20 protein-coding genes are annotated in these 26,237 nt (G+C 43.2%); 8 read left to right on the top strand and 12 right to left on the bottom strand.

Annotated elements, in window-relative coordinates:
• Window positions 1-5: 5 nt before the first annotated feature.
• The 9 genes from coaE to nadC all read right to left on the bottom strand — a co-directional run bounded on the left by coaE (window position 6) and on the right by nadC (window position 9,090).
• Complete coding sequence (gene coaE / locus MSP8886_RS15380) at window positions 6-614, bottom strand: dephospho-CoA kinase (RefSeq protein WP_067018024.1); 609 nt, start codon at window positions 612-614, stop codon at window positions 6-8.
• Complete coding sequence (locus tag MSP8886_RS21960; protein ID WP_083200981.1) at window positions 611-1,405, bottom strand: prepilin peptidase; 795 nt, start codon at window positions 1,403-1,405, stop codon at window positions 611-613. The genes coaE and MSP8886_RS21960 overlap by 4 nt, the downstream gene beginning before the upstream one ends.
• Window positions 1,406-2,470, bottom strand: a complete 1,065-nt coding sequence (locus MSP8886_RS15370; protein ID WP_067018020.1) for a type II secretion system F family protein — start codon at window positions 2,468-2,470, stop codon at window positions 1,406-1,408.
• A complete protein-coding gene (locus MSP8886_RS15365; RefSeq protein ID WP_067018018.1) occupies window positions 2,457-3,413 on the bottom strand; it encodes a GspE/PulE family protein in 957 nt (318 codons plus the stop codon). The genes MSP8886_RS15370 and MSP8886_RS15365 overlap by 14 nt, the downstream gene beginning before the upstream one ends.
• Window positions 3,414-3,875 carry a pilin gene (locus MSP8886_RS15360; RefSeq protein WP_067018016.1) on the bottom strand — a complete coding sequence of 154 codons (462 nt, stop codon included), beginning with the start codon at window positions 3,873-3,875 and terminating at the stop codon, window positions 3,414-3,416.
• Between the two features lie 68 nt (window positions 3,876-3,943).
• Window positions 3,944-4,768, bottom strand: coding sequence for a putative metalloprotease CJM1_0395 family protein (locus tag MSP8886_RS15355; RefSeq protein ID WP_067018014.1), 825 nt, complete (start codon window positions 4,766-4,768; stop codon window positions 3,944-3,946).
• Between the two features lie 121 nt (window positions 4,769-4,889).
• Complete coding sequence (pta, locus tag MSP8886_RS15350) at window positions 4,890-7,010, bottom strand: phosphate acetyltransferase (RefSeq protein ID WP_067018012.1); 2,121 nt, start codon at window positions 7,008-7,010, stop codon at window positions 4,890-4,892.
• A gap of 38 nt (window positions 7,011-7,048) precedes the next feature.
• Window positions 7,049-8,239, bottom strand: coding sequence for an acetate/propionate family kinase (locus tag MSP8886_RS15345; protein ID WP_067018010.1), 1,191 nt, complete (start codon window positions 8,237-8,239; stop codon window positions 7,049-7,051).
• Between the two features lie 2 nt (window positions 8,240-8,241).
• Window positions 8,242-9,090, bottom strand: coding sequence for a carboxylating nicotinate-nucleotide diphosphorylase (gene nadC / locus MSP8886_RS15340; RefSeq protein ID WP_067018008.1), 849 nt, complete (start codon window positions 9,088-9,090; stop codon window positions 8,242-8,244).
• Between the two features lie 987 nt (window positions 9,091-10,077).
• Between nadC and aceE the strand changes: the two genes are divergently transcribed.
• Window positions 10,078-12,744 (top strand): pyruvate dehydrogenase (acetyl-transferring), homodimeric type, encoded by a 2,667-nt coding sequence (gene aceE / locus MSP8886_RS15335; protein ID WP_067018006.1) that lies wholly within the window; start codon window positions 10,078-10,080, stop codon window positions 12,742-12,744.
• A gap of 90 nt (window positions 12,745-12,834) precedes the next feature.
• Complete coding sequence (gene aceF, locus MSP8886_RS15330) at window positions 12,835-14,802, top strand: pyruvate dehydrogenase complex dihydrolipoyllysine-residue acetyltransferase (protein WP_067018004.1); 1,968 nt, start codon at window positions 12,835-12,837, stop codon at window positions 14,800-14,802.
• 126 nt (window positions 14,803-14,928) lie between these two features.
• Here aceF and MSP8886_RS15325 read toward each other — a convergent pair whose 3' ends face one another.
• Window positions 14,929-16,062, bottom strand: coding sequence for a patatin-like phospholipase family protein (locus tag MSP8886_RS15325; RefSeq protein WP_083200979.1), 1,134 nt, complete (start codon window positions 16,060-16,062; stop codon window positions 14,929-14,931).
• Window positions 16,063-16,280: 218 nt separating this feature from the next.
• Between MSP8886_RS15325 and pgm the strand changes: the two genes are divergently transcribed.
• The gene (gene pgm, locus MSP8886_RS15320) at window positions 16,281-17,927 is read left to right on the top strand and encodes a phosphoglucomutase (alpha-D-glucose-1,6-bisphosphate-dependent) (RefSeq protein ID WP_067018002.1); all 1,647 of its coding nucleotides are present in this window, start codon (window positions 16,281-16,283) and stop codon (window positions 17,925-17,927) included.
• 100 nt (window positions 17,928-18,027) lie between these two features.
• On the opposite strand, the gene MSP8886_RS15315 is transcribed toward pgm, so the two are convergent.
• Together MSP8886_RS15315 and ydiJ are read right to left on the bottom strand one after the other, a co-directional pair.
• On the bottom strand, window positions 18,028-18,774 hold the full coding sequence (locus MSP8886_RS15315) for a spermidine synthase (RefSeq protein ID WP_067018000.1): 747 nt from the start codon (window positions 18,772-18,774) through the stop codon (window positions 18,028-18,030).
• An 85-nt stretch (window positions 18,775-18,859) separates the two neighbouring features.
• Complete coding sequence (gene ydiJ / locus MSP8886_RS15310) at window positions 18,860-21,940, bottom strand: D-2-hydroxyglutarate dehydrogenase YdiJ (protein ID WP_067017998.1); 3,081 nt, start codon at window positions 21,938-21,940, stop codon at window positions 18,860-18,862.
• A gap of 205 nt (window positions 21,941-22,145) precedes the next feature.
• On the opposite strand from ydiJ, the gene MSP8886_RS15305 reads away from it, so the two are divergent.
• From MSP8886_RS15305 to MSP8886_RS15285, 5 genes are all read left to right on the top strand, one after another.
• Window positions 22,146-23,081, top strand: coding sequence for a 1-aminocyclopropane-1-carboxylate deaminase/D-cysteine desulfhydrase (locus MSP8886_RS15305; RefSeq protein WP_067017996.1), 936 nt, complete (start codon window positions 22,146-22,148; stop codon window positions 23,079-23,081).
• A gap of 138 nt (window positions 23,082-23,219) precedes the next feature.
• Window positions 23,220-24,101 carry an NAD(+) kinase gene (locus tag MSP8886_RS15300; RefSeq protein ID WP_067017994.1) on the top strand — a complete coding sequence of 294 codons (882 nt, stop codon included), beginning with the start codon at window positions 23,220-23,222 and terminating at the stop codon, window positions 24,099-24,101.
• Between the two features lie 51 nt (window positions 24,102-24,152).
• The gene (locus MSP8886_RS15295) at window positions 24,153-25,028 is read left to right on the top strand and encodes a rhomboid family intramembrane serine protease (protein ID WP_067017992.1); all 876 of its coding nucleotides are present in this window, start codon (window positions 24,153-24,155) and stop codon (window positions 25,026-25,028) included.
• A 98-nt stretch (window positions 25,029-25,126) separates the two neighbouring features.
• Window positions 25,127-25,408: a YeaC family protein gene (locus MSP8886_RS15290; RefSeq protein ID WP_067017990.1), complete on the top strand. Its 282-nt coding sequence runs from the start codon at window positions 25,127-25,129 to the stop codon at window positions 25,406-25,408.
• The gene (locus MSP8886_RS15285) at window positions 25,408-26,232 is read left to right on the top strand and encodes a DUF2797 domain-containing protein (RefSeq protein WP_067017988.1); all 825 of its coding nucleotides are present in this window, start codon (window positions 25,408-25,410) and stop codon (window positions 26,230-26,232) included. The genes MSP8886_RS15290 and MSP8886_RS15285 overlap by 1 nt, the downstream gene beginning before the upstream one ends.
• Window positions 26,233-26,237: the final 5 nt, after the last annotated feature.

Raw genomic sequence — 26,237 nt, 5'->3', positions numbered from 1 at the left:
TTCTCTTATAATAGCTCTAAAATTTGATTATGTAATTTTTTTACTTTATTTCTTAAATCATTAATATCATTATCATTGTTGATGATGAGATCAGCTTTTTTTAAACGCTCTTCATTAGTTAATTGACTGGCAAAGATACTATCTATCTGCTCCGAAGATACATTATCTCTTACTAATACTCTTTCCCTTTGAGTTTTAGAAGAGGCATCTATAGCAACCGTCAATCTGCAAATAGTGTTCTGTTTTGTCTCAAATAAAAGAGGGTGAACCAATAGTACGTATGTTGAAGTTGATTGAGCTAATCTCGTTTGAAGGTTATCGCGAATAATTGGATGAGTTAAGGACTCAAGCCACAGCTTCTCTTTAGGCTGTTTGAAAATAATGTCACGGAGGGCTTTACGATTCAAACAACCATCTTGTTGCAATATCTCTTTGCCAAAATGCTTCTGGATCTCATTGAGACAATAAGACCCTACAGCAACAACGTCACGAGCAACGTCATCGGCATCAACACTTTGTATTCCGAGTTCATTAAAAATAGTCGCAATAGTTGACTTTCCTGACCCGATGCCACCAGCCAGTCCAACAATAGGTATTTTTTTTTCTACAGTCATAAATTCAAATAATAATAATGAATGATCCCTGAAAGAAACAAAAACGGTCCAAAGGGAATCGGCTCTTTGTTTTTTTCACGGTACAGTAAAATATACAATATCCCTATTAAGCTAGCATAGAGTAACAACGTAGTTAAATGTAATACCCCTAGCCATGCTCCAAGCGTAGCAAGAAGTTTGACATCTCCCAACCCGATGGCTTCAATGTTTCTAATTTTCAAGTATCCCCAACGCAGAAGGTAAACAGCACTATACCCCACAATCATACCAAGAACCGCATTTTCCAATGTGCCCGAGTGGATGTTTAGGAGTAGAGCGGCGGCAAGGGCAATTAAACAACACTCGTCTGGAATGAGTTTATGCTGGTAGTCGATAATGGCAGCAGTAAGCAAGGAACACATCAATAGGCTATTGAGTGACAGCTCTATTAGGTCGTGGCAAGTTATTAAAAGAGGGAGACAGATACATAAGCAAGTACTTTCTATAAGGACATAATGTGGTGAAATCCGCATTTGGCAATATCGGCATCGGCCTTGTAACAAGCCATAACTAAGTATTGGGATTAAGTCTTTCCAAGAGAGTGTGTGATGGCAACTCTCGCACCGTGAGCGTCCAGTCGATATGCTTTCTGGTATTTCAGCCTCAAAAGGTATACCGAGAGCATTGTGCGCCTCCTTTTGCCATAGATACTCGCTTAAACGCGGCCAGCGAACAGTAAATAAAGCAGCAAAGCTGCCAAAGCTAAGAATGATAAGGGCAAAAAAAGACGATTGAGTTGGAGTTAATAACATTTAAGGGATCTCTAATAGTGGTCTATAAAGCGATAACAAAGATGAAGTGACAAAGCTACCGGCGATGATCAGGCACAAAGCTGGAATGAGTTTTTCGTATAAGGACACGGCTTTCGACCATTTTTTAGTGTGTTGGAGCTTTGCCAGTTTGAGGGCTCGTTCTATACTGCCGCCTTGAGAAGTGGAGTGTAGGGCAACTCTTGCTTCATTGGGAAACCAATATATTGGGAAGCTTTGCTGATAATCCTGTCCAAGTTTTAGTTTGTAATACACCATTAAGATATCGTGTTTTATACCACTGTGTTCAAAATAACGAGGCATTGAATAAAGTGCTTGTTGTAGAGGAGAGCCCGTTTTACGTGTTGTCTCCAAAAGAGCAAATAATTTCGCTAAACGAAAATGTGGATTCAGCCTTTCAAATAGGTTACTGGCATTACCGTTGGCCAAGCTGATGGCAACATAACCTTGTATTAGGGTGGTAATAGAGTAAAGGCTGATATCCAATAGGATGTCGAGTAGGTGGTGGCTTGTCGCCTTGGTCAAAAAGAACGTATGCAGTATTTTCATAATCAGAGAGATTTGAATGATACAAAAGGGATAAGCAATACTTTTCAATAGTCGGTTTGACCAGTTTAACAGCGTCTCTAATTGTAAAATCGACACTGATAAACTTTGCTCCAAATCTTCTCTTGAGCCTTCAGGTCGGATTAACTTGCAATATGCTTGGGCGTGAGTGGTACTAAGGTTGGAAATAATCCGATTAAAGTCCGTGCCCTTTTTCATTTCTTCTAGAATCGCTTGACTGTTTTTTGAAAGGTGTGAGTCGCTGCTTATCTGAGACAGATTGTCTATTGCTTGATTAATTTGAAACCCAGATTGCAGCGCACTCTGCAGCTCTTGGTAGAAACCTAATAATCGCTTGTAATTAAATTTTTTTGGGTGCCAAACGGACCATTTAACTCGCCACGTTCCCTGGTTAATAAGAAAGAGCTGCAAGTCCTTTTCTGAGTCAAAAAAATGGTACTGCTTGTGGTCTTTTTGAGATTGGATCTTATACCAAGGCATCGACATCACTATGAATATTGGATTTATTGTAAGCACACCAGAGCTTAGGTGAGGATAATAGAGTTTGGTAATCTAAAGGTAGGGTCCCTTGCCATCTAGGAGCAAGGGCAGTGAACCGTGCATGTTGGCTGTCTTTTTGATAGTTCATGTTTTGATGAATAATCAAACGGACAGAGCTAACAAATGAGAAAAAATCTACATTCCAGTTATGACATCGATAAACCGCATCTAACGCTGAGTTGGTATGCAATGTCGCTAAGACTAAGTGTCCTGTTAAAGCAGCGGATAAAGCGAGATTGGCTGTTTCCGAATCTCTGATTTCACCAATCATGATAACATCTGGGTCTTGTCTCAGTAGCGATTTTAATATAGTCGTTGGGTGTTGCCCAATGCTTGGATTAGGTTCACATTGGTATACATTGGGTATCTCATACTCGACGGGGTCTTCTATAGTGAAGAGTGTTTTATTCCCCTTTTTATTTAGATAATTTAAGCAAGAATATAGCGTGGTACTTTTCCCAGCACCAGTTGCCCCACAGGCTAAAATTAAGCCACTGCCCATATCAAGCGCATATTTTAAGGCCTTTAATAACAAGGGGGGCATACCAATTCTATCGAGATCAAAGCGACACTTCTCTGGCAACAGCCTCATTGCAACTTTTTCACCTTTTACAGTAGCGATGATACTCACTCGCACAAAAGTATCTTGTTGTTGATGAGAGAAAGTAAACTGTCCTTCTTGATTACGCCGTGTTTCAGATAGGTCTAAATTGGAACGCATTTTTACTCGGTTAATTAGTGTGTTGGATGCATCCAGCTTAGTTAGCGGCGAGACTTGCCCTAAATGACGCAGGGAAACCTGAATATGTTCTTTGGTTTGCTCAATATGTATGTCTGTCGCATTAGACTGAGTGGCTCTCAGGAGAATTTCTTCTAGGGTCATTTAATTGCCCTCCAAAGGCGATGTCTTAATACTGGTGCACTTAGGGGGTAAAACCGATGTTTTCAAATCGGATTCACAATGCCACTGACGGTTTTTATCACGAGTATAGGTAATGGTTTGACCAGCATCGATGCCGGTATCATCATTAAGTGTGATGACAATATTTCCTGTCGCTTTAGTTGGATTTGTGACCCTAATACTTTTGGCTATTGAGTCATCTGGAAGGGGTTGAGTCAGCGTTTTAAAGGCCTGTTCAGCTGGAAATTTACCGTTCAGAAGGATGTATTCTTCTACTAAAGACTGGTTTTGGGTGGCCAAATTTTCCGCCTCAACCAGTTTTGCTTTCGTGATTTGACGTACAAACGTTGGGGCACTAAATGCCGCTAAAATTGAAATAATAGCAATTACCACCATTAGTTCTAATAGGGTAAAACCATGCTGTTTAGTAAGGGACATTGCCATGCTTCACTCCTTGAAGTCTCTGGTAATTCTGACGTTAGCATCCTGCTAATTTTTTTTGTCCCAATACCTTAAACGATCTGATTTAAAAAATCACCCCTTCGGCTGATGCCGTCTTTATACGCATTGGACCTACTATTTTGCACGCTGGAGGTAGTATCTATTTGCGATGAGAGGGTTTGGGAAACCTCTGTAGCATCTGTCTGATTGCGCGTGTTATTTACATTCGAATCAGCTAGGTGGCTATTTGGAGTGGAAAGCTTTTCCTGCTGCTGCTTAGCAAGTTGTTGTCTCGCTTGCTGGATAATAGCCTGTGCTTCAGCTGCCGCTTTCCTATCAGCACTGGAGGGTTCGGCAGGAGCCAAAGCGGCACGATACACCTGTTCCATATCAGAAATGGTTTTTTCAGGATCGTCAGACGTCGGATTAACGATGATAGAGACTTCGCCATCTGTGATGTATCGCTTACCGTCAGGACCTTGGGTGTAAGTGTAAGAAGGAGAGCCTGTTTTAACCCCGCCAACAGAAGCATGAGCTTGTTCATGAACTCTTACTTCTTGGTCTCGCCGTTTTAGTTCCTCTACTTGTTTTTCTTCTTCTGGCGTTAAGTCGTTGTCCTGATCAAGCGCCTTTTTAGTCGCCCCTTCTTTTTGTTGTTCTTTGTCGTCACTGGCTTTCTCGTTGACACGATCGGACTCTTTATCACGGTTTTGAGACAAAGCTTGTCCTTGTTCGGACAGTCGAATCACAAAATCACTGGAGGCTTTAGCATTGACTGCATTAAGGGAGGTTTGATCATTACTATCATCGTGGCGCTGGTCAAACGCAGAATAGCCTGATGATGGGTTGTTCATCATAGTATGACTTGAGATGGCATGAGGAAGGCTGCCAGACATGAATATTGACCTACAAACAGTACCCGTTGACAGTATTTAGAATACGACATAGGTTAAAAAATGTCCAATAAAAAGCAGGGCATATAGCCCTGCTGCTTGATCTTTAGCCGATAATGTTGGCTTACGGTTTGTTAGCTTTAGCCGCTAAAACTTCTGCCTGTCCTGCTTGAATCGCAGTAATAGCAATTGTATAAACAATATCATCAACCAAAGCACCACGAGAGAGGTCGTTAACTGGCTTACGAATGCCTTGAAGCATTGGGCCAATACTCACTACCTCGGCGCTCCGTTGTACTGCTTTATAAGTCGTATTACCCGTATTTAAGTCTGGGAAAATAAATACAGTTGCTTTACCCGCGACTCTACTATCAGGCGCTTTTTGTTTTGCAACTTTTTCCATAATGGCAGCGTCATATTGGAGAGGGCCATCAATCAATAGATCTGGACGACGCTGTTGGGCAATGGCTGTTGCTTCACGTACTTTGTCTACATCGTTACCACTGCCTGATCCGCCAGTACTGTAGCTGATCATGGCCACTTTCGGAGCAATACCAAAAGCCGTAGCTGAGTCGGCACTTTGAATAGCAATTTCAGCCAATTGTTCTGCGGTTGGATCAGGGTTGATCGCACAATCGCCATAGACCAATACCTGATCAGGTAAACACATAAAAAAGACAGAAGAAACGAGTGAGGCGTTGGGGGAGGTTTTCACTAGCTGAAGGGCGGGGCGAATCGTATTAGCAGTAGTGTGAATAGCTCCAGAAACTAAGCCATCGACATCATTGGTTTGCAGCATCATAGTTCCTAGAACAACGTTGTCTTCCAATTGCTCGCGGGCAACAATGTCGGTTAAGCCGCGGTGCTTTCTAAGCTCAACCATCGGTGCGACATAACGTTCACGGATGCTTGAAGGGTCGAGGATTTCAACACCATGACTCAGCTCTACACCATTGTTTTGTGCAATACGTATAATTTCAGCTTCGTTGCCAAGCAGAGTGCAACGAGCAATTCCCCGTTCAGCACAAATTGATGCCGCTTGGATGGTACGAATTTCTTCGCCCTCAGGAAGAATAATGCGCTTATTCAGTGAGCGTGCTTGTTCAATTAAGCGGTAACGGAACGCAGGAGGGGAGAGTTTGCGCTCATCTTGATTCATTGCAAACGAATTAATCCAGTCATGGTCAATACAGCGGGCAATATGTTCTTTTACGGTAAGAATACGCTCTTTATCATCAAGAGGTATCTCTTGATTGAACGATTGCATCGTGATGGCTGTTTCCCAACTGTTGGAATCAACAGACAAAACGGGCAACCCCTTCGCCATAGCCTTACCACATAATGTCATTAAGGCTTCACTTGGCTGATAACCACCCGTTAGTACAAGGGCAGCAATTTTTGTATCGTTCAGTGCGGCAATGGCTGTCGCCATAATGATATCCGTACGATCACCAGGAGTAAAAACCAACACACCAGGTTTTAGCGCTTCTAGCATGTTTTCAACACCACGTGCACATAAAGTGTACGACTGAACACGTCGAGTTTCTATATCTCCGGCATTGACTATTTTGGCTTCCAAAAAGTCGGCAACATCTTTTACTCGAGGGTAGGTTAATTCATCTGAAACGGGAATTTGACCAAGCAGGCTGAAGTTACGTTTAAAAATAGCCCGTTGAGCAAACAAATCACCGTAAGATTTTACTCCCAATGACCCTGGGATTGTCTTGTTGAGAATACAGCCAATTACATCAGGCGCTTTAATGCCCCCGTAAGAGCCAGCGGCAATTTCGACATGGTGTTCCAATTCATTAACACGCATATTATTTGGCGCCGTCACTAGAACAAGCCCTGCGTCCAGAGTCCGTGCTATGGCTTTGTTTAAACGGGTTGCATACGGATGACCAGGAATCTGGGCAAGCCCTTCGACGATAACGGTAGAGTCGGGTTCAACGCTTGCTTGGAAGCGGCCGACGACTTCTTCCATTAGTTCTTCAATATTATCATTGTAAAGATAGCGTTCAGCCTCGTGAAGCGGGATAGGCTCGGCGGGACTGAGCGTCGAGCCTTGAGCGACCATAGCGGTGGATTTATCAGGACCGCTATCACCGGGATGAGGCTGAGCAATTGGTTTAAAAAAACTGGCTTTCAAGCCTTGTTGCTCTAAGGCTCTGACTAACCCGACAGAGACAGATGTCAAACCAACACCTGGTCCCGTTGGTACTGTCATCAATACGTTAGTTGACATAACTTCAGTTCCTGTATTTGCGTATAACGCAATAATTGTTAGTGGTTAATTAGGCTAATGGTATCAAGCGCGATCACTAATTCTTCGTTGGTTGGAATGATCCATACCTTTGTATTGCTATGATCCGCATGTATTTCACTGGCTATACCACGAGGCGCATTATTGTTTTTATCTTCGTGAATGGAAATATTAAGTGCTTTTAAGTGCTGACAAATGACATGCCGCAAATAAGATGAATTTTCACCGATGCCTCCAGTAAAAACTAGGTGATCAATACTTTCTAATGTCGTTGCCACGCTTGCCAGATACTTGGCCGTCCGTGATGCAAACATATCCAGCGCAAGTTTGGCACGACTATCACCAGAAACCATCGCTTCTTCCAGTGTACGACAGTCATTAGAAAGCTCCGAAATACCTAACAAGCCACTTTTTTTATTTAAAATATCAAGCGCTTCATCGCACGATATGTGTTCTGCCTTACTAATAAAGGAAGTCAAACTGGGGTCCAAGCTTCCGCAGCGTGTCCCCATCATGAGACCTTCCAAGGGGGTAATCCCCATGCTGGTGTCCGATGACTTTCCTTTATTGATTGCGCAGGTACTAGCGCCATTCCCCAAATGGGCAACCAGAACCCCTTGCCGCTGACTTTTAGGATCCAGCTCAGCTAGACGTTGGCTGATATAGCGATAGCTTGTACCATGGAAGCCATATTTTCGAAAATGATGATCTCGATACATTGCCATTGGAATTGGGTAAAGGTATTGCTCAGGTTCAAGTGTCTGGTGAAAGGCCGTGTCAAATACAGCGACTTGAGGCAGCCCAGGAAAAATTTGCAATGCCACTTCGATGCCTGTTACATGTGCTGCGGTGTGAAGCGGTGCAAATTGAGAGCAATCAGCAATACCCTGAATGACGCTTTGGTCGATCAGAGCCGATTGGGTAAAGGTTTCACCACCATGTACCACACGATGCCCAATGCCCACTAAGTTTTTTTGGATGTAAGGGTGCTTTTCTAGCCAATATTTAATCTGGGTGACAGCTTGCTTATGACTACTGTCTTTTAGCTCTATTTCAGTTTTTTGGCCCTCAAATTTAAAGCTAATAGAACTATCATCAGATCCTAACCGCTCGGCAATGCCTTCTACTATTAACGTTTGTCCAGCATTAGACAGAATGGCAAATTTAAGTGAAGAGCTGCCACAATTAATTACTAAAATGCTGTCTGTCATGGTTACTCCTGATGTACTCGTAAAGAAAGATCGATTGCTTGCACATGTTTGGTTATGGCACCAATGGAAACGTAGTCAACCCCCGTTTTGGCGACCATCATCAATTTGTCTTGATCCATATTACCAGACGCTTCAAATTTCACTTTACCTTTGTGCTGCTCGACAGCAGTAGCCATATCTTCATAAGAAAAATTATCAAGCATGATGATATCGGCACCTGACTCTACAGCCATTGCAACCTCAGCTAAATTTTCTGTTTCAACTTCAATAGTTTTACCAGGAGCAATCTTTTTGGCCATAGTGACGGCGTTCGCAATTGAACCAGCGGCCATGATATGGTTTTCCTTTATCAAAAAGGCATCGTATAAACCAATACGATGATTGCTACTACCACCAACTCTTACAGCATGTTTTTGGGCTAAGCGAAGACCTGGGAGGGTTTTGCGAGTATCTAAAATAGTGAGGTTGGTTGCTGAGACATCTTGAGCATATTGTCGAGAGATAGTGGCTGTATAAGATAAGGTTTGTAGATAGTTGAGGGCAACTCTTTCACCTGTCAGGATGGTTCTGGCGTGCCCCTTTAATGTCAGAAAAGGCTGATTAGGCTCTAAAAAATCCCCTTCTTTGTTATGCCATGTGAGTGAGATGTTTTGTCCTAGCTGATGAAACACTTCTTCAACCCAAGCCTGTCCACATAAGACTGCGGGTTCTCTAGAAATAACGGAAGCGGTAATTTCCTGATCATCAGGAATAAGTAGGGCGGTGATGTCACCTGAGCCGATGTCTTCTTTCAGAGAGAAAGCAATGCTGGATTGAATGTGTTCTTTCAAATCCGCAGTAAAGGGTGTCATATTATTTCCTTAAATAAAAAGCTTTGATGAAAATCACTATTGCTATTGTAGCGCCATCAAACGAGCACGTCAGTGATGATGATTATACAGGTCTTATGTGCTACTACAGATTGTCTTTACCGTTGAATTATTTATGAGTAAGGAGTATATAGCACTGATTTCCATCTGGGGGAGCCAGTTTGCGGTTTTAAAAAATGCCTCAACACACTATTTTTGACCCTTACTGACAGTCTGCTTGATACGTAAACATAGTCATCGTTGTATCTATTTACTGTTTAAATATCCTATAAGAGGGGTATTTAAGTTTAAAAAATAAGCAATTAGCACTAAAATTCATAATATTTATGGCTAGGATGTCTTGAGTGAATGTTAACGATAAATATGTTGATTTTAAAGGTCTGAGCTTGTTTTTTTGTGCTCAAGTATTGATTTAGCCTTGTTGAATTACGTGTTTTTATGGGGTATCTGACGCCGATATGCACTCAACACTCTAGGCTATTTTAGCATTCAGTGTTAACCTAACGGTTGATTTTGAAGTGTTTATAGAAAATCAGAACCTCGAAATCGTCTTATCACTAAGACGGTTTCTCGAACTGGCAACCGTATTTGAGAGACAAATGTTGCTCATTACATTAGTTGCTGGCAAGAATTTTATGCTTTTTATGGTGTCTTGAACAACGAGACATAATGTCCACGAAAAGCGAACACCAGACTTGAAAAACAAGTCTATTTGGAAACGAACTCAGCAAATTTTTTGGTGATCGAAAAGCATAGGTAGTGTCTCCAAAAATAATAAATACCGATTTTAGATAAATGGAAAAACGATGCCTTCATTACGAAAGTAAGACATCGTTTTTCTTATGCAGGCTGGTTTTGGTCGCGATATTGCTATAAATTTCGCGGGTTCGTTTAAGTAGCCTCCAAGGTTAACCAATAAAATCCTTGGTAGGTTGAAGATCTGTCCTAATAGCGGGGGTTATTAACACTATGACGGAGCAGCATATCCTCGAAGATATCGATCCGATCGAAACTAAAGAATGGGTTGATGCAATCGAGTCTGTCCTTCGAGAAGAAGGACCAGAGCGCGCACAATACATCTTGGATCGTTTAACAAAAGAGGCTGCGAAAGCAGGCACACCAATGCCAGCCTCCATTACAACGTCTTACCGAAACACAATTGCTCCTCAAAATGAGAAGACATTGCCGGGAGATTTATTTATGGAGCGTCGTATTCGTTCCATAATTCGTTGGAATGCATTGGCAATGGTAATGAAAGCGAATCGTCAGGATTCAACTCTTGGTGGTCATATCACCAGTTTCTCTTCTGCCGCAACGCTTTATGACATTGGCTTTAACCACTTTTTCCGTGGTGCTGATGGTAAGCAGGAAGCGGATATGGTTTTTTTCCAAGGCCATATTTCACCGGGCATCTATGCTCGCTCTTATATAGAAGGGCGTTTAACGGATGAGCAATTGGATAATTTCCGCCGCGAAGTGGATGGTAAAGGTCTTTCTTCTTATCCTCACCCATGGTTGATGCCTGATTACTGGCAGTTTCCAACTGTGTCCATGGGACTAGGACCAATACAGGCGATTTATCAAGCGCACGTTATGAAGTATCAACATAGCCGTGGCTTGATTGATCAAGGCGATCGTAAAGTTTGGGCATTCTTGGGAGATGGTGAGTGTGACGAACCAGAATCTCTGGGTGCTATCGCTCTTGCTGGACGTGAAAAACTAGACAACTTGATTTTCGTTATTAACTGCAACCTTCAACGTCTTGATGGTCCAGTTCGCGGTAATGGTAAAATCGTACAAGAGTTAGAAGGTGTTTTCCGTGGCGCTGGCTGGAACGTTGTCAAATGTCTATGGGGCCGTCATTGGGATCCATTATTCGAAAAAGACGACAAAGGTTTATTGGTTAAACGTATGAATGAGGTTTGCGATGGCGAGCTTCAGAACTACAAAGCCAACGGTGGTGCCTACACTCGTGAACACTTCTTTGGCAAATACCCAGAACTGCTCGAAATGGTTAAGGATATGTCTGATGATGACATCATGAACCTTAATCGTGGTGGTCATGACCCTTATAAAGTCTACGCCGCTTATGCGGAAGCAACCTCTCATAAAGGTCAACCTACTGTTATCTTGGCTCAAACTGTCAAAGGTTACGGTATGTTTAAAGCGGCTGAAGCGCAAAACACAGCTCACCAGACGAAGAAACTGGATGAAGAGTCTTTAGCACAGTTCCGTGACAAGTTTGGCATCCCTATTAGCGATGAAGAACTAAAAGATTTGCCTTACTACCGCCCAGCGGAAGACAGCCCAGAAATGAAGTATTTACGCTCACGTCGTAAAGAGCTTCATGGCGACTTCCCTGTACGTCGTCGAGATTGCGAAGCGCTTGAAGTGCCATCATTAGAAGCATTCAAGTCTCAAATCGCGGGCACAAAAGGCCGTGAAATCTCGACAACCATGGCCTTTGTTCGTGCTCTTAACGTCATGGTTAAAGACAAGAATATCGGTGAGCGGGTAGTCCCCATCGTTGCAGATGAAGCACGTACTTTTGGTATGGAAGGTATGTTCCGCCAGTTGGGTATTTATTCATCTGAAGGTCAGCGTTATACGCCACATGACCATACGCAAATCATGTATTACAAAGAAGATGCGAAAGGTCAGATCCTTCAAGAAGGGATCAATGAGCCAGGCGCATTCTCTGCATGGCTTGCATTGGCAACCTCTTATAGCAACAGCAATCTGCCAATGATTCCTGTGTATGTCTACTACTCAATGTTTGGTTTCCAACGAATTGGTGATCTAGCTTGGGCAGCAGGGGACTCACAGGCGCGTGGTTTCTTGATTGGTGCTACAGCAGGTCGTACAACATTAAACGGTGAAGGCTTACAGCACGAAGATGGTCATTCTCATATTCAGGCTGGTTTGATTCCGAACTGTGTTTCTTACGATCCTACTTACTCATACGAAGTGGCTGTTATTGTCCAAGATGGCCTGCGTCGTATGTATAAAGAGAAAGAGAGTGTTTTCTATTACTTAACAGTAATGAACGAAAACTATGCCCATGAAGATATGCCTGAAGGTGTTGAAGAAGGCATCCTAAAAGGTATGTATAAGCTTCATACTCATCAGAAGAAAGGCAATAAGAAACAAGTACAACTACTTGGTTCAGGTGTCATTCTGCGTGAAGTGGAAGCGGCAGCAGAAATTCTTCTTGAAGATTACGGTGTGAACTCGGATGTTTGGAGTGTCACTTCATTCAACGAGCTTCGTCGTGAGGGTCTTGATGTAAGTCGTTGGAACATGCTTCACCCTGAAAGTGAGCAGCGCCAGTCTTACGTTGAAACGTGTTTGGCAGATAATGGTCCAGTTGTTGCTTCAACGGATCATATCAAATTATTTGCTGATCAAATTCGCCCATTTGTTAAGGGCACTTATAATGTGCTTGGTACAGACGGTTTTGGTCGAAGCGATACGCGTGCAAAATTACGCCATTTCTTCGAAATTAACCGTTACTGGGTTGTCGTTTCAGCGCTAAGTGCGTTGGTAAAAGACGGTGAAATCGATGCATCTGTAGTTAGCGAAGCCATTAAGACATTTGGTTTGGACCCTGAAAAACCAAACCCTGTCACTTGCTAATTATATAACAAGCTAGGTATCTGGTTTGAGTGATCCTCGAGCCAGATAAGTTAATCAGTTTGATGCGTCTATATGACAAAGGAGATTTCCGTGAGTACTGAAATCATTCGAGTACCGGATATTGGTGGTGCGACTGACGTCGATATAATTGAAGTCAGCGTGAAGGTTGGTGACATTATTGAAGTCGACCAATCTATTATTGTATTAGAAACTGACAAAGCGTCTATGGACGTGCCTTCTCCACTAGCAGGTAAAATCACCTCTATTAAAGTGAAAGAAGGTGACACCGTTTCTGAAGGTGATGACATTCTTGAGCTTGAAGTCGAAGCAGGTGATGAAGACTCTTCTGAAGAGCCAAAGAAGGAAGCACCAGTAAAAGAAGAAGCGCCAGCTGCTGAAGAAAAACCTACCCAAAAACCAGCCAAAACGGCGTCGTCTGAGCAAACCGTGTCTGTACCAGACATTGGTGGAGCAACAGGTGTAGATGTTATTGAAGTGTGTGTGGCCGAGGGCGATGACGTTCAAGAGGGTGATTCGATCATTGTTCTTGAAACTGACAAAGCGTCTATGGATATTCCAGCATCAGTAAGTGGTAAAGTGTCAAAACTTCTCATTAAAGAAGGCGATACGGTATCCGAAGGTGATGACATTCTTGTAATTATGGCCGAAGGCGTCTCTAGCTCTGAGCAATCTGAAGAGTCAGAGCCAGAGCAAAAGTCTGAAGAAAACGCAGCGCCAGCACAAGAAACAAGCTCACAACCCGCTCAAAGCGGTGGTGTAGAGTCTGTTAATGTACCAGATATCGGTGGAGCCACCGATGTTGATGTGATTGAAGTCAGTGTTACTGCAGGTGATAAAGTCGAAGAGGGTGATTCCATCATTGTTCTTGAGACAGATAAGGCTTCTATGGACATTCCTGCGCCTAAAACGGGTACCGTTAAGTCTGTATCCATCAAAGAAGGCGATAAGGTGTCCGAAGGAGATCTTATTCTTGAGCTTGAAGTGGAAGGTTCAGCCGCCGCTCCAGCCCCTAAAGCTGCGGCACCAAAATCAGCTGAACAAGCACCTAAACAAGAAGCCGCGAAACAACAAGCACCAAAACCGTCTTCTGCTGACCAGTCTGCCGTACTAAGTTCACCAGCTAAAAATGTTCATGCAGGCCCTGCTGTGCGTATGTTAGCCCGTGAATTAGGCGTAGATTTATCTCTTGTTCGCGCTACAGGCCCTCGTGGTCGTATTACCAAAGAAGATTTGCATGCTTATGTTAAAGCTGCAGTTCAAAAAGCAGCATCTGCTCCCGCTGCTGGTGCAGTAGCAGGAACAGGTCTGCCAACGGTACCTGATATGGACTTTAGCAAGTTTGGCGATGTTGAAGTCGTTAAGATGAGCAAAATCCAGAAGTTGACGGCACAAAACATGGTTCGCAACTCATTAGTTGTCCCCCATGTAACGCAGTTTGATAAAGCAGACATTACTGATCTTGAAGCTTTCCGTAAGGGCTTAAAAGGCGAGATGGAAAAACAAGGTGTGAAATTGACACCACTTCCATTCCTTATCAAAGCGGTGGCTCAGGCAATGGTTGCCAACCCTGCATTTAATGTCTCTTTGATGGCGGATGGCGAAAGCTATGTGCAGAAGCATTATGTGCATATTGGTATTGCCGTCGATTCACCCGCTGGATTGGTGGTACCTGTATTACGTGATGCGGATAAAAAATCGGTTACTCAAATTGCTAAAGAAGCCAATGAGCTGATTAAGAAAGCGCTTAATAAGCAACTTAAATCTGCTGATATGCAAGGCGGCTGTTTCACTATCTCTAGCCTTGGTGCTATTGGTGGAACAGGATTTACGCCTATCGTGAATGCCCCTGAAGTGGGTATCCTCGGGGTTTCTAAAGCGGACATAGAACCGCGTTGGAATGGCAAAGAGTTTGAACCTCGTACTATGCTGCCTCTATGCTTGTCTTATGACCATAGAGCAGTGAATGGTGGCGATGCAGGTCGGTTTATGACCTACTTGAACTCATTGCTTAGCGACCTACGTCGCTTAACCTTATGATTTAGCTTTTCTAAAATACCGCATTAAAAAACCGCTCACTAGAGCGGTTTTTTTGTTTTGCTTTAGCTATATACCCATTCAGATGGTTAGATGATTGAGTGACCCCGTGTTTAATGGGTAGCTTTACTAATCTTCTTCAAAAAAATGTAGAATATTGTGCTTTTCGAGCATGGCATCCTTATAGCCAAGTTCCATTAAAGCCTTACAGTACTCCGGTGTGAAAAGTAGATAGCTAGCTGCAGAGCTGGCTGTTTGAGAAATAGATCCACCTGTTGCTTTGATAAGAACTCGAATGTTTTTGGGTAAGGTATCGATGTAATGTTCCGCGATACTGTTTACTTCTTCTGATGGCGAAATGATCAGAGTATCTGAAGGAAGGTTGTAAGGCTCACGTTTATCTTTTGGGATATCTTGAATTAACTGATTCATAATCTCTAGTTGATGAATATCATCCTCTAGGTTGTCGATAAACGCACTGTTGAGTAGCTGCCCCAATATTTGTGCAACACTTGGTGCTGAGTACTCTTCAGGGAGGTCGGATTGTTGGTTTACTCGGCGGTTGCCACTGACACCAATAATAAAAAGCTTTTTTGCGCCCATTTTAATAGCAGGGTAAATCGCTGATTTTTGCCTTATAGCACCATCTCCATAAAAGTGCTCCTGAACTTTCTGAGCGGGAAATATGCCAGGAATCGCGCTAGACGCCAACAAATGCTCAGTGGTAATGGTATCAATAATACCCCGTCGCCTGTTGTCATGCCAAGGCTCAATCATATCCGAGCCCTGCATAAAGGTAGTCGACTCTCCTGTGCTATAGCTCATGGCTGTGACGGCCAGTGCAATTAAATTTTTATTTGCAATAGCGGTATCAATATTAGAAAAATCAAGAAAATTATCGAGTAACTCTTTTAATGACCCATTGTTCATCAAAGCAATCGGTGTTGCATGATTTTGTGTATGAAATAATGAAATGAGCGTTTTAGTAATAGAGGTGGCAATCGGCCAGCGTCCCATAGTATAAATTTTATCAGGGGTTAAATGACGCCAGACAAAGGCTAACTTAGAAACGGCTTTGGTAAAGTTTTCGGCATTGGTGGCCAGCATGGTGGCATTGAGAGCGCCAGCGGAGGTGCCGCAAAGAATCGGAAAAGGTAGTGGGCTGCCTTTTTTAACCATTCGACCTATAGCGGAAAGCACGCCAACTTGGTAAGCAGCACGAGCACCACCACCTGAGAGAATAAGTGCGTTTTTATTCATCATAGATCAAAACCATCCTTTTTGTCTTGAGTATGGCTTAAGTCTCGATTAGTGGAAAGCTAGAAAATAATGTTTTGCGTGATATTTTTAAATGTGTTTTGTAACACAATTATCTCAGTAAGTGATTGAGTCTTCATGGAAAACACTTGGCATGGTCGTTGAAACCGTCATAATAATAAGACACACTAACTCGTATCATTTTCTTAAGAGGCATTTGAGACATGGGAATTCATCCACGTGCTGGGCAATTGGCTGAACAGAGCTCATTGGTAAATATTCCAGAGCTAATGACGGCATATTTTATGAAAAAACCAGACGTTTCGCTTTCATCTCAACAGGTGAGTTTTGGCACGTCTGGACATCGTGGTAGCGCTTTCCAGTCAAGCTTTAACGAGAATCATATTTTAGCCATTAGCCAAGCCATTGCGGATTATCGCAAAGATCAGTCTATTGGAGGGCCGTTGTATTTAGGGAAAGACACTCACGCCTTGTCTGAAGCAGCCTATCAAACGGCACTCAGCGTTTTAACTGCAAATGGTATTCGCGTACGGGTGCAGACAGGTGGGGGATATACTCCCACACCAGTTATTTCTCATGCGATCTTGACGCATAATATTAAAGTCTCTCCATCAGATAGCAGTGATGGTATTGTCATCACCCCATCCCATAACCCACCAGAAGACGGTGGATTTAAATATAATTCCATAAAAGGTGGGCCTGCCGACAAAGAAATAACCGATTGGATTGCCAAACGTGCAAATGCTCTGTTGGCTGGCGAGCTTGTCGATGTGAAGTTTTTTTCGAATAATGAAGTAATGGCTTCAGGGTTAGTTGAAGAGTTTGATTACATCAAACATTATGTTGATGACCTTGAAAACGTGATTGATATGTCAGCGATTGCTAAGGCCGGCATTAAAATTGGCGTCGATCCTATGGGAGGATCAGGCATTCATTTCTGGCGCCCTCTAGCGGAGAAGTATGGATTAGACATCACTGTTGTGAACAATGAGGTGGATCCAACATTCCGCTTTATGTCTCTTGATAAGGATGGCCGAATTCGTATGGATTGCTCATCACCTTATTCCATGCAGAACCTACTGAAATTGAAAGATAACTTTGACATTGCCGTGGGTAATGACCCTGATTACGACCGCCACGGCATTGTTTGTGCCGGTTTTGGGTTGATGAACCCAAATGCCTATTTGGCGGTAGCGATTGAGTATTTATCTTCCCACCGTCCGACATGGTCGAAGAACATCCAGTTTGGTAAGACCCTCGTATCCAGTGGCATGATAGATAGAGTCGTCGAGGGATTAGGTCGCCAGTTATGTGAAGTCCCGGTCGGTTTCAAGTGGTATGTTGAAGGGCTATTTGAGGGCACAATGGCGTTCGGAGGAGAAGAAAGTGCCGGTGCTTCCTTCCTGCGTCATGATGGATCGGTTTGGACGACAGACAAAGATGGTTTTATTATGGCGCTGCTTGCGGCTGAGATTTTAGCGGTGACTGGCAAAGATCCACAAACCTTATACGAAGAGCAAGTGGCTAAGTATGGTAAACCCTATTACAAACGTATTGATGTAGTTGCTACCCCTGAGCAGAAAAAAATTCTTGGTGCGCTAGATAAAAAAGACGTTACCCAAACCACGCTAGCAGGTGAAGAGATTGCGAGTGTGCTGACACATGCCCCAGGGAATAACGCCGCCATTGGTGGTTTGAAGGTGTCGACACAAAATGGCTGGTTTGCTGCTCGCCCATCAGGAACAGAAAATGTTTATAAAATTTATTTGGAGAGCTTTATCTCAGAAGAGCATTTAGCGAAACTGGAAACAGAAGCGAAAGCCTTAGTTGACAGTGTTCTGCCAGCTTAGTTTACATAAACAATGCCCTCTACATGAAATACAAACAGGACGCTCACATGCGTCCTGTTTGTATTTAGGGTGTCATGCATAAGAAAGCGAAAAGTTATTGTTATTCAATCGTGTAAAGTCGAGATAGCCACTTATTGAGTGGGAAACCAAGCTGTTGGCTTACTTTCTGAGCAATGGCTTTTAGCTCTTTGCTGTTCATTTCGTTCTTGATTTTGCCTGCTAGTACGACCCAGTTTCCACTGCCTGTATCCAGTGCTCGAATATCGCCGAATGAGGCTTTTAGTGTCGATACTAACTGGGGATCATCTTTATGATTTATCCAACAGTTAAGGGCCAGCCAACCGTCTTCTTTGATCTGTTGTGCGCAGTTCTCGATAAAGCTTTTTTGTAAAACACCGTGCTCCATGTCATCAGTGTTATAGAGATCTGTCATTAGAATATCGACCTTTCTATTAAAGCCTTTTTTAATGTACTCTTGGGCATCAGCGTGTTCGATTTGAATGCGTTTGCCTTGTGGTAACTTGAAGTACATTTTGGCCGATTCAATCACTTCTTCCCTAAGTTCTACTGCGGTAATTTGTATGCTGGGTATAGCGTGGTAAAGCGCACTTAACAAGGTTCCGCCTCCCAAACCTAATATGCCAACTCGTTTGGGCTGTTGACAAAACAGTAAGGTTAGCGTCATGGCCTGCGTGTACTCATGTTGTAATATATGAGGCGTCGCCAATTTGATACGGCTTTGCTCATCTCCGTCAGCGAAAGATAAAATACGAAACTTTCCATCATCATAAACACGAATGGGGCCGAACTCGTCCGCACTGTCATGTAACAAATTAAGATATTTCATGGTTTTCCTTTTAAATAAATCGAGCCAGACATCAGTAGGCTCGATTAGCAAGTGCGAATAGGGTATCCGTATGATATGTTTTATCTTACGAGGTAGCCGCCGATTGTTTAAGGTGTTTCAACAGTATCTGCGCAGGATGGGGGAGTGCTGCATCATCTAAACGTTTTGCCTGACTCCGGCAAGAATACCCAGTTGCAACCAGTTTACCGGCAAGGGCTGGGTCATGTATTTTGTCTTTCCAAGATAACTCATAGATGGCTTTAGAAGTGTCTACATTATTGGCTTCATGACCGTAGGTGCCAGCCATGCCGCAACAGCCAACACTTTCAACCTTTAGCTCCAAGCCAAGCAGCTTATAAACCTCTTGCCAATTCTTGATTGATCCTGCGGCATTGGTTTTTTCCGTGCAGTGTGTCATCAGGTGATAGGTGCTGCCATCACCGGAAAGAGGTTGGTTTTGTATATGTACGGCTTGCTCTGCCAGCCACTCCTGCATAAGTTGAATCGTAGGGATTTGTCGGCTATCAGCAAAGGTTTTACTGTATTCTGATCGATAGGTAAGGGTCATTGAGGGATCAATGCCAACAAAAGGCAAACCGTAAAATGACAGACTTTGCAACATGTCTAGATTTTTACGGGCGGCTTTCTCAAACGCTTTCATAAAACCATGGACATGCAGGGTTTTACCATTTGGTAGGTAAGGGGCAAGATACGCTTGAAAGCCAAGGCGAGTCAACATTTCCATGATATCCAATACCAGTTCGGTCTCAAAGTAGCTGGTAAAGGCGTCCTGAACAATGATGACGGCACGCTTTCTATCTTTAGGGCTGAGGGATTCGATGGCCATCGGCGTAGCCAAGCGAATGCCTCGACGAGACATTTCTTTTTTAAGATTGAGCGCGCTCAGTGCTGGGCTATCGGTCAAGCCCAAGTATTTACTGCTTAGCTGATTAATCCAGCGGTTTTTAACAAGCCAATTATATGGCTGTGGAAACATAGAGAGCGTTGGCATCATAAATTCAAGAGAGCCGATTAAATAGTCCTTTATTGGACGTAGGTAGCGACTGTAATAAAGCTCTAAGAACTTGGCGCGAAATTCTGGCACATCAACCTTAATAGGACATTGTCCGACACAAGATTTACATGCCAAACACCCCATCATGGACTCGTGTACTTCATTGGAAAAATCATACTCCCCGCGACGCTTAGCCAGCGTATTTTTTAAGCGAGGAATAAACTGCCATATGAAACGACTGTTTTTTACCTCTTTGCCTGCTTTTAACGTATCCACACCATGCTCACTCATACCGCGCAACCATTCGCGCATTAGCGAGGCTCGCCCCTTTGGTGAATGACGACGATCACGTGTGCCTTTCCAAGAAGGGCACATGGCATCATTAGGGTCAAAGTTGTAACAGGCGCCATTGCCATTACAGTACATACCTTCTTTAAACTGATCTCGATTATGCAAAGGGATTTGTCGATCAAACTGACCGCGTAACGGCACTTCGTCGATTTTCAGAAGGTCTGCCCCAAGCTCAAATGGTGTGGCTATTTTGCCTGGGTTGAGTTGGTTTCTCGGGTCAAAGGCTCCTTTAACTTGTTGAATACTGGGGTAAAGCTCGCCAAAGAAGAAGGGCGAATATTCAGAGCGAACCCCTTTGCCATGCTCACCCCAGAGTAAACCATGATACTTTTGCGTTAAAGCGACCACTTTATCGGTAATATCGCGAATCATCGGTTCTTGGGCTTCGTCTTTTAGGTCCAGAGCGGGGCGAACGTGTAAAACCCCAGCATCAACATGACCAAACATGCCATATTGAACTTTATAACTGTCTAAGACAGCACGAAATTCCATGATAAAGTCAGCGAGATTTTCCGGAGGTACGGCAGTATCTTCGACAAACGGAATTGGACGTTTTTCCCCTTTGGCGTTGCCTAGCAGTCCAACGGATTTTTTACGCATTGCCCAAAGTTTATTGACGTTGTCATGCCCCATGGCAACGGTATAGCCTAGAGCACTACTGCCAGATCCTTCTTTATTCGCATTATCTAGCTTGTCTGTCAGTACTTTGATGCGCTTAGAAACCTCTTGCTCATCATTTCCCGTGTATTCAACAAGATTGATTCCTTGGATGTTTTCGTCTTCGTTTTCAGGGAAGAACTCAGAGACAGAACCCCAAATAATGTCGCCCTTCGCTAAGCCCAGTACTTTTGAGTCAACCGTTTCAATAGAGGTCGGTTTGGCCGCTAATAATTCACGAGCGTGACGAAGGGAGCCTTCAAAGCTATCGTAGCGGATGTTGACTAATGCCGCATAGGTCGGAATTGGCAGCAAGTTAACTTTCGCTTCGACAATAAACCCTAACGTTCCTTCGGAGCCACATAAAATTGAGTTTAAATTAAACTTTCCATCGTCGGTACGGATGTGGGCCAAGTCGTAACCCGTTAAACAACGATTTAATTCAGGGAAAGTGTCACTAATCTCTTGCTGCTTCGTTTTTTGGATCGAATCAATTACCCGATGGGCATGGGCAACGTAATCGCTTCCAGACTTAATTTTCTCTAATTTATCATCATTGATGGGAGCCGACTCATGTAATGTACCATCTAAAAGAACCGTTTTGAGTGACAATACGTGGTCTCGCGTTTTGCCATACATTACTGAGCCTTGTCCACTCGCGTCAGTATTGATCATGCCACCGATCGTGGCCCGGTTACTGGTCGACAATTCAGGCGCGAAAAATAACCCATGAGGTTTAATAGCTTTGTTGAGCTGATCTTTTACTACTCCCGCTTCAACTCGCGCCCAACCTTCTTCCACATTGATCTCAAGGATACGATTCATGTATTTAGACACATCAACAATCAGGCCATCCGTGAGGGATTGACCATTTGTGCCAGTGCCACCACCACGAGGGCTGAGTACAATATCGTGAAAAGTATCCTCGTTAGTCAGCTTAACAAGACATTGCAGATCTTCCGCTGTTTTGGGGTAAATAACCCCTTGAGGTAAGACTTGGTATATAGAGTTGTCCGTTGACAAGACAATTCGGTTGGCATAATCAGGATTGGTGTCCCCTGAAAATCCTGAAGCCTTCAGGCGCTCAATAAATGAGAGGTATTTAGCCTGAACGGGCGAGACTTCAGAAAGTGATGGGATCATGTATCTTTTACTCCGCTGATGATGACTGACAAAATTTTAACAAAGAAATGTCCCGCATAGGGACATTTCTTTGTTATCTTCATCTTATTGTTGAACTTATTTTAAGAGCTGGACTCAAAGGATACGAATGCAGTGAAATATTCCCTTATTTTGCTCCCTTCAATATGTGCTAGAATTCGCCTCGACTAACCATCGAGGCTTTTTTTTGTCCATTATTCAACCCTTTATCGTACCTAGGCGCTATCAAAGTTCGCTTAGCCAAGGCCAGATCTTTGTCTATCGTGGTGATCTTGAGCACCCTTATGCGCCTGGTAATAAGTGGCATAAGTTGAAATATCATCTGTTAGAAGCTCAAACACGCCAAGCTAAGTTCATTGCTACTTTTGGCGGACCATACTCGAATCATCTTCATGCGTTCGCTCAAACGCTTCATACTCACCAAACGTTTAAAGCGCTTGCTGTGATTCGTGGAGAGCTTCATCCACAGCTTACGCTAACATTACGAGACATGGTTTCTAATAATGTTGAGCTATGGCCCACATTAAGATTCGACTATAAACGTGGCTTGAACGCGGACGTAGTAAAGCAAATAAATGCGCTATACGGTGATGTTTACTGGATTCCTGAAGGTGGAGGTGGTGTTCTAGGTGCCCAAGGCTGTCTTGATTGGGCGAAAAGCATTGAAGCGCTAGGTAATCAATATGATGCTTGGGTGGTGTCTGCAGGAACAGGCACGACAGCAGCTGGACTATTATCCCATCCACAGCCTGTGGATTTGCATGTTATCAGTGCCCTAAAAGGAGCAGAGCAACAACGAGCTGACATCTTAGCGCAGGCATTGAGATTGAGGCAGTTGGAGAAGCTAAAGACAACGTATAACGCCACAGGCGAATCAGACTTAGATGGCCGATTGTTTTTTCACTCTGATGCCCACGAGGGTGGTTTTGCCAAACACAGTGGACCTCTGCTGGAATTTATTGACGAATGCAATGCGGTGAATCCTGACCTGCCGTTGGATCCCATATATACTTGCAAAACCCTTTTTTATGTTATGAAGCAATGGCAGAAAGGAGGCTGGCCCTATCGACGAACATTGCTAATTCATACTGGTGGGTTGCAAGGATGGCGTGGCTACGTCTAAAACAAGATAAATCACCAGATAGCGATAATAGCCTGCTTCATGTTAAAGTGGCGCGGCGCGCAGGATATAAAAAGAGCAAAATAAAACACCCTGCTAGATAAGATAAATGACACCATTAGATGAAAAAGAGAATACTAAATGAGTCTTTTTAGACGTGTTGGCATAATTGCTCGATTAGATAAGTCACAAATCCTAGAGACGGTTAAAAGTTTAATGGAGTACCTTGCAGAGAAGGGCTCACAGCCTGTGCTCGAAAGGGGCTTGGCCGCCATGATGCCCGGCCTTAAGGTGGCTTCTTCTCCGTTAAAGGAACTGGGGAATGAATGTGATTTGGTTATGGTGGTAGGAGGCGATGGTAGTTTTCTTGGCGCAGCCAGAGCTATTTGTAATTATGATATTCCTGTTATTGGTATTAACCGTGGTACGTTAGGTTTTTTAACGGATATTTCACCCCATACGCTAAAAGAAGAGTTGGATCCTATTTTTCGTGGTGAATACTATGAAGAAAAGCGTTTTATGATTGAGGCCAAGATAAAGCGCCAAAATAGACCTAGTGGGGAAGGTATTGCGTTAAACGATTTAGTACTCCATCCAGGTAAGTCGGCGCGTATGATCCGCTTTGATTTGTTTATTGATGATCAGTTTGTTATGAATCAAAAATCAGATGGTCTGATTGTGGCTACTCCAACAGGTTCTACCGCCTATGCATTGTCCGCAGGTGGTCCGATTATGCTGCCTAAGCTAGATGCACTTGTATTAGTGCCTATGCACCCACATACATTAAGTAATCGTCCGATTGTTATTGATGCCAATGCCCGCATTCGAATCGTTGTTTGTGAGACAAATTTGACTTATCCAAGTGTTAGCTGTGATGGTCAATTAAATATAACAACAGCACCTGGGGATGAAATTCATATCACGAAAAAAGAAGGTGGCATTCGTTTAATACACCCTAAAACCCATGACTTTTACGATGTATGTCGTGACAAGTTAGGTTGGCAATCCAGTTATAAATCGTAGCGATTGTTTAACGTTGTATCTAACAATAGGATAAGAGGTGTCACCCAGACCATGTATCTAGTCTATCAATTTTCAGCGAACGAAGACCCATCTCTATTAAGCCAAACACTTTGGCGCTTAAAAATCTCCCATAGAATTGTTGTCAATGATGGGCGTAGCGAACTTTGGGTAAACCATCCATCTCATCAAGAGCCCGCTTCCCAGTTAGTTAAAATGTGGCTTAACGACCCCCAGATGCTAAATAAAGTCGAAATAGACCCTAATCAGCCCATTCCTCAATCTTCTAGTATTGTCGAACAAATAAAAGCAGCTCCAGCTACAGTGGGGGTGTTGTTAGCAGCAGTCATCGTGGCATTTATAACTCAGCTTGGGTCGGATCTTTCAATGGTACAGTATTTTACCATTTCTCCTTTCTCGGTTTTTGGTGGTCAGATTCGCTTCTTTTCGCTACAAAATGTATTGGCTCAAGGGGAATACTGGCGTTTACTGACTCCGGCATTGATTCATTTTAGTGTCATGCACATCGTTTTTAACGCTTTATGGGTTTGGGATGTGGGGCGTCGTCTAGAGCGAATGATTGGTTCACTTGCTTGGATAGTAGGCGTTATTGTTATCGCGATATTCAGCAACATATTGCAGTTTGAAATTGATTCTAATCCTCTATTTGGTGGGTTATCAGGAGTCGTTTACGGGTTAATCGGCTTTGCTTGGCTGTTGCCGATACTACGCAAAGACTGGCCAGTTATTGTCAGCAAACCCTTGATGATCTTTTTCATGGTTTGGCTGGGAATCGGTTATACACAAATTCCTGAGTCACTGGGGTTAGGTAGCATTGCCAATACAGCTCATACAATTGGTTTATTTGCTGGATTAGCATTGTGCCTTCTTTACTGGGTGACAACCAAACACCGTCCATTAAGACAATGATAAATTTGCTAGCCAGATTCAAAATGTCAAGCCAATCTGATATTGGCTTGCATGTTATTTATAAAGGCCGTGTCTTCTAGCGGCAATGAGAGTGTGTGATGAATTTTAAAGAAATGATCGATAATATGTCGCCAGAAGTCTATGCTCGCTTGAAGCAAGCTGTCGAATTAGGCAAATGGCCAAATGGTGTACGTTTAACGGAAGAGCAAAAAGAACTATGTCTGCAAGCTGTTATTACCTATGACTATAGCAATAAACCAGAAGAAAGACGGGTAGGGTATATTGATCGCAACGTACATTCGGGTTGCGATAGCAAAACCAGTACCAATGAACATGAAACCGTTAAATGGGTAAACAATGACCCTAAGGGTAAAGTTTAATGTTACTGGGTAATTTGAAAAAAATGTCGGTATCGGCTCCCTCTGGCCAAGTTCAGTATTCATTGAACCTAGGGGATGAAAATGTTGCCTTAAATGACCTGTTAGGGAAAAAAATATCATTGAGTCTTTCCGGAGATATTCATTGTGTGCATTGCGGCCGACAAACCAAAAAGTCCTTCAACCAGGGCTTTTGCTTTCCTTGTTTTAAAAAATTAGCTGCATGCGATACCTGTATCATGAGCCCAGAGAAATGTCATTTTCATCTAGGTACTTGTCGTGAGCCTGAGTGGGGTGAAAAATATTGTATGCAGGATCATTATGTTTATCTTGCCAACTCATCAGGATTAAAAGTCGGCATTACCCGTGGTGATCAATTGCCCACCCGCTGGATTGACCAAGGGGCAACTCAGGCAAGGGCCTTGTTTCGTGTCAACAATCGTCGAATGTCAGGGTTAGTGGAAACCTTATTCAAAACCCAAGTGGCCGATAAGACCAATTGGCGTAATATGTTAAAAGGAAGTGCCGCTGAACTGGATTTAGAATATGAGCAAGAACGTTTAATCGGGTTGTTATACGAAGGGTTGGATGCATTACAGAATGAATTCGGTTTGCAATCGATTACTGATTTGTCTGATGAAAATGAAACGCATCAATTCACTTACCCTGTTTTAGACTACCCAACAAAAGTAACCAGTCTTAATGGCGATAAAACCCCAGACATAGAAGGGGTATTAATGGGCATTAAAGGTCAATATTGGATGCTCGATACAGGCGTCATTAATATTCGTAAATACACTGGTTACCAAGCATCATTCTCATTTTAGGAGAG

Source organism: Marinomonas spartinae, from assembly GCF_900089775.1.
GTDB lineage: Bacteria > Pseudomonadota > Gammaproteobacteria > Pseudomonadales > Marinomonadaceae > Marinomonas > Marinomonas spartinae.
This window is presented reverse-complemented; position numbering and strand designations above follow the sequence as displayed.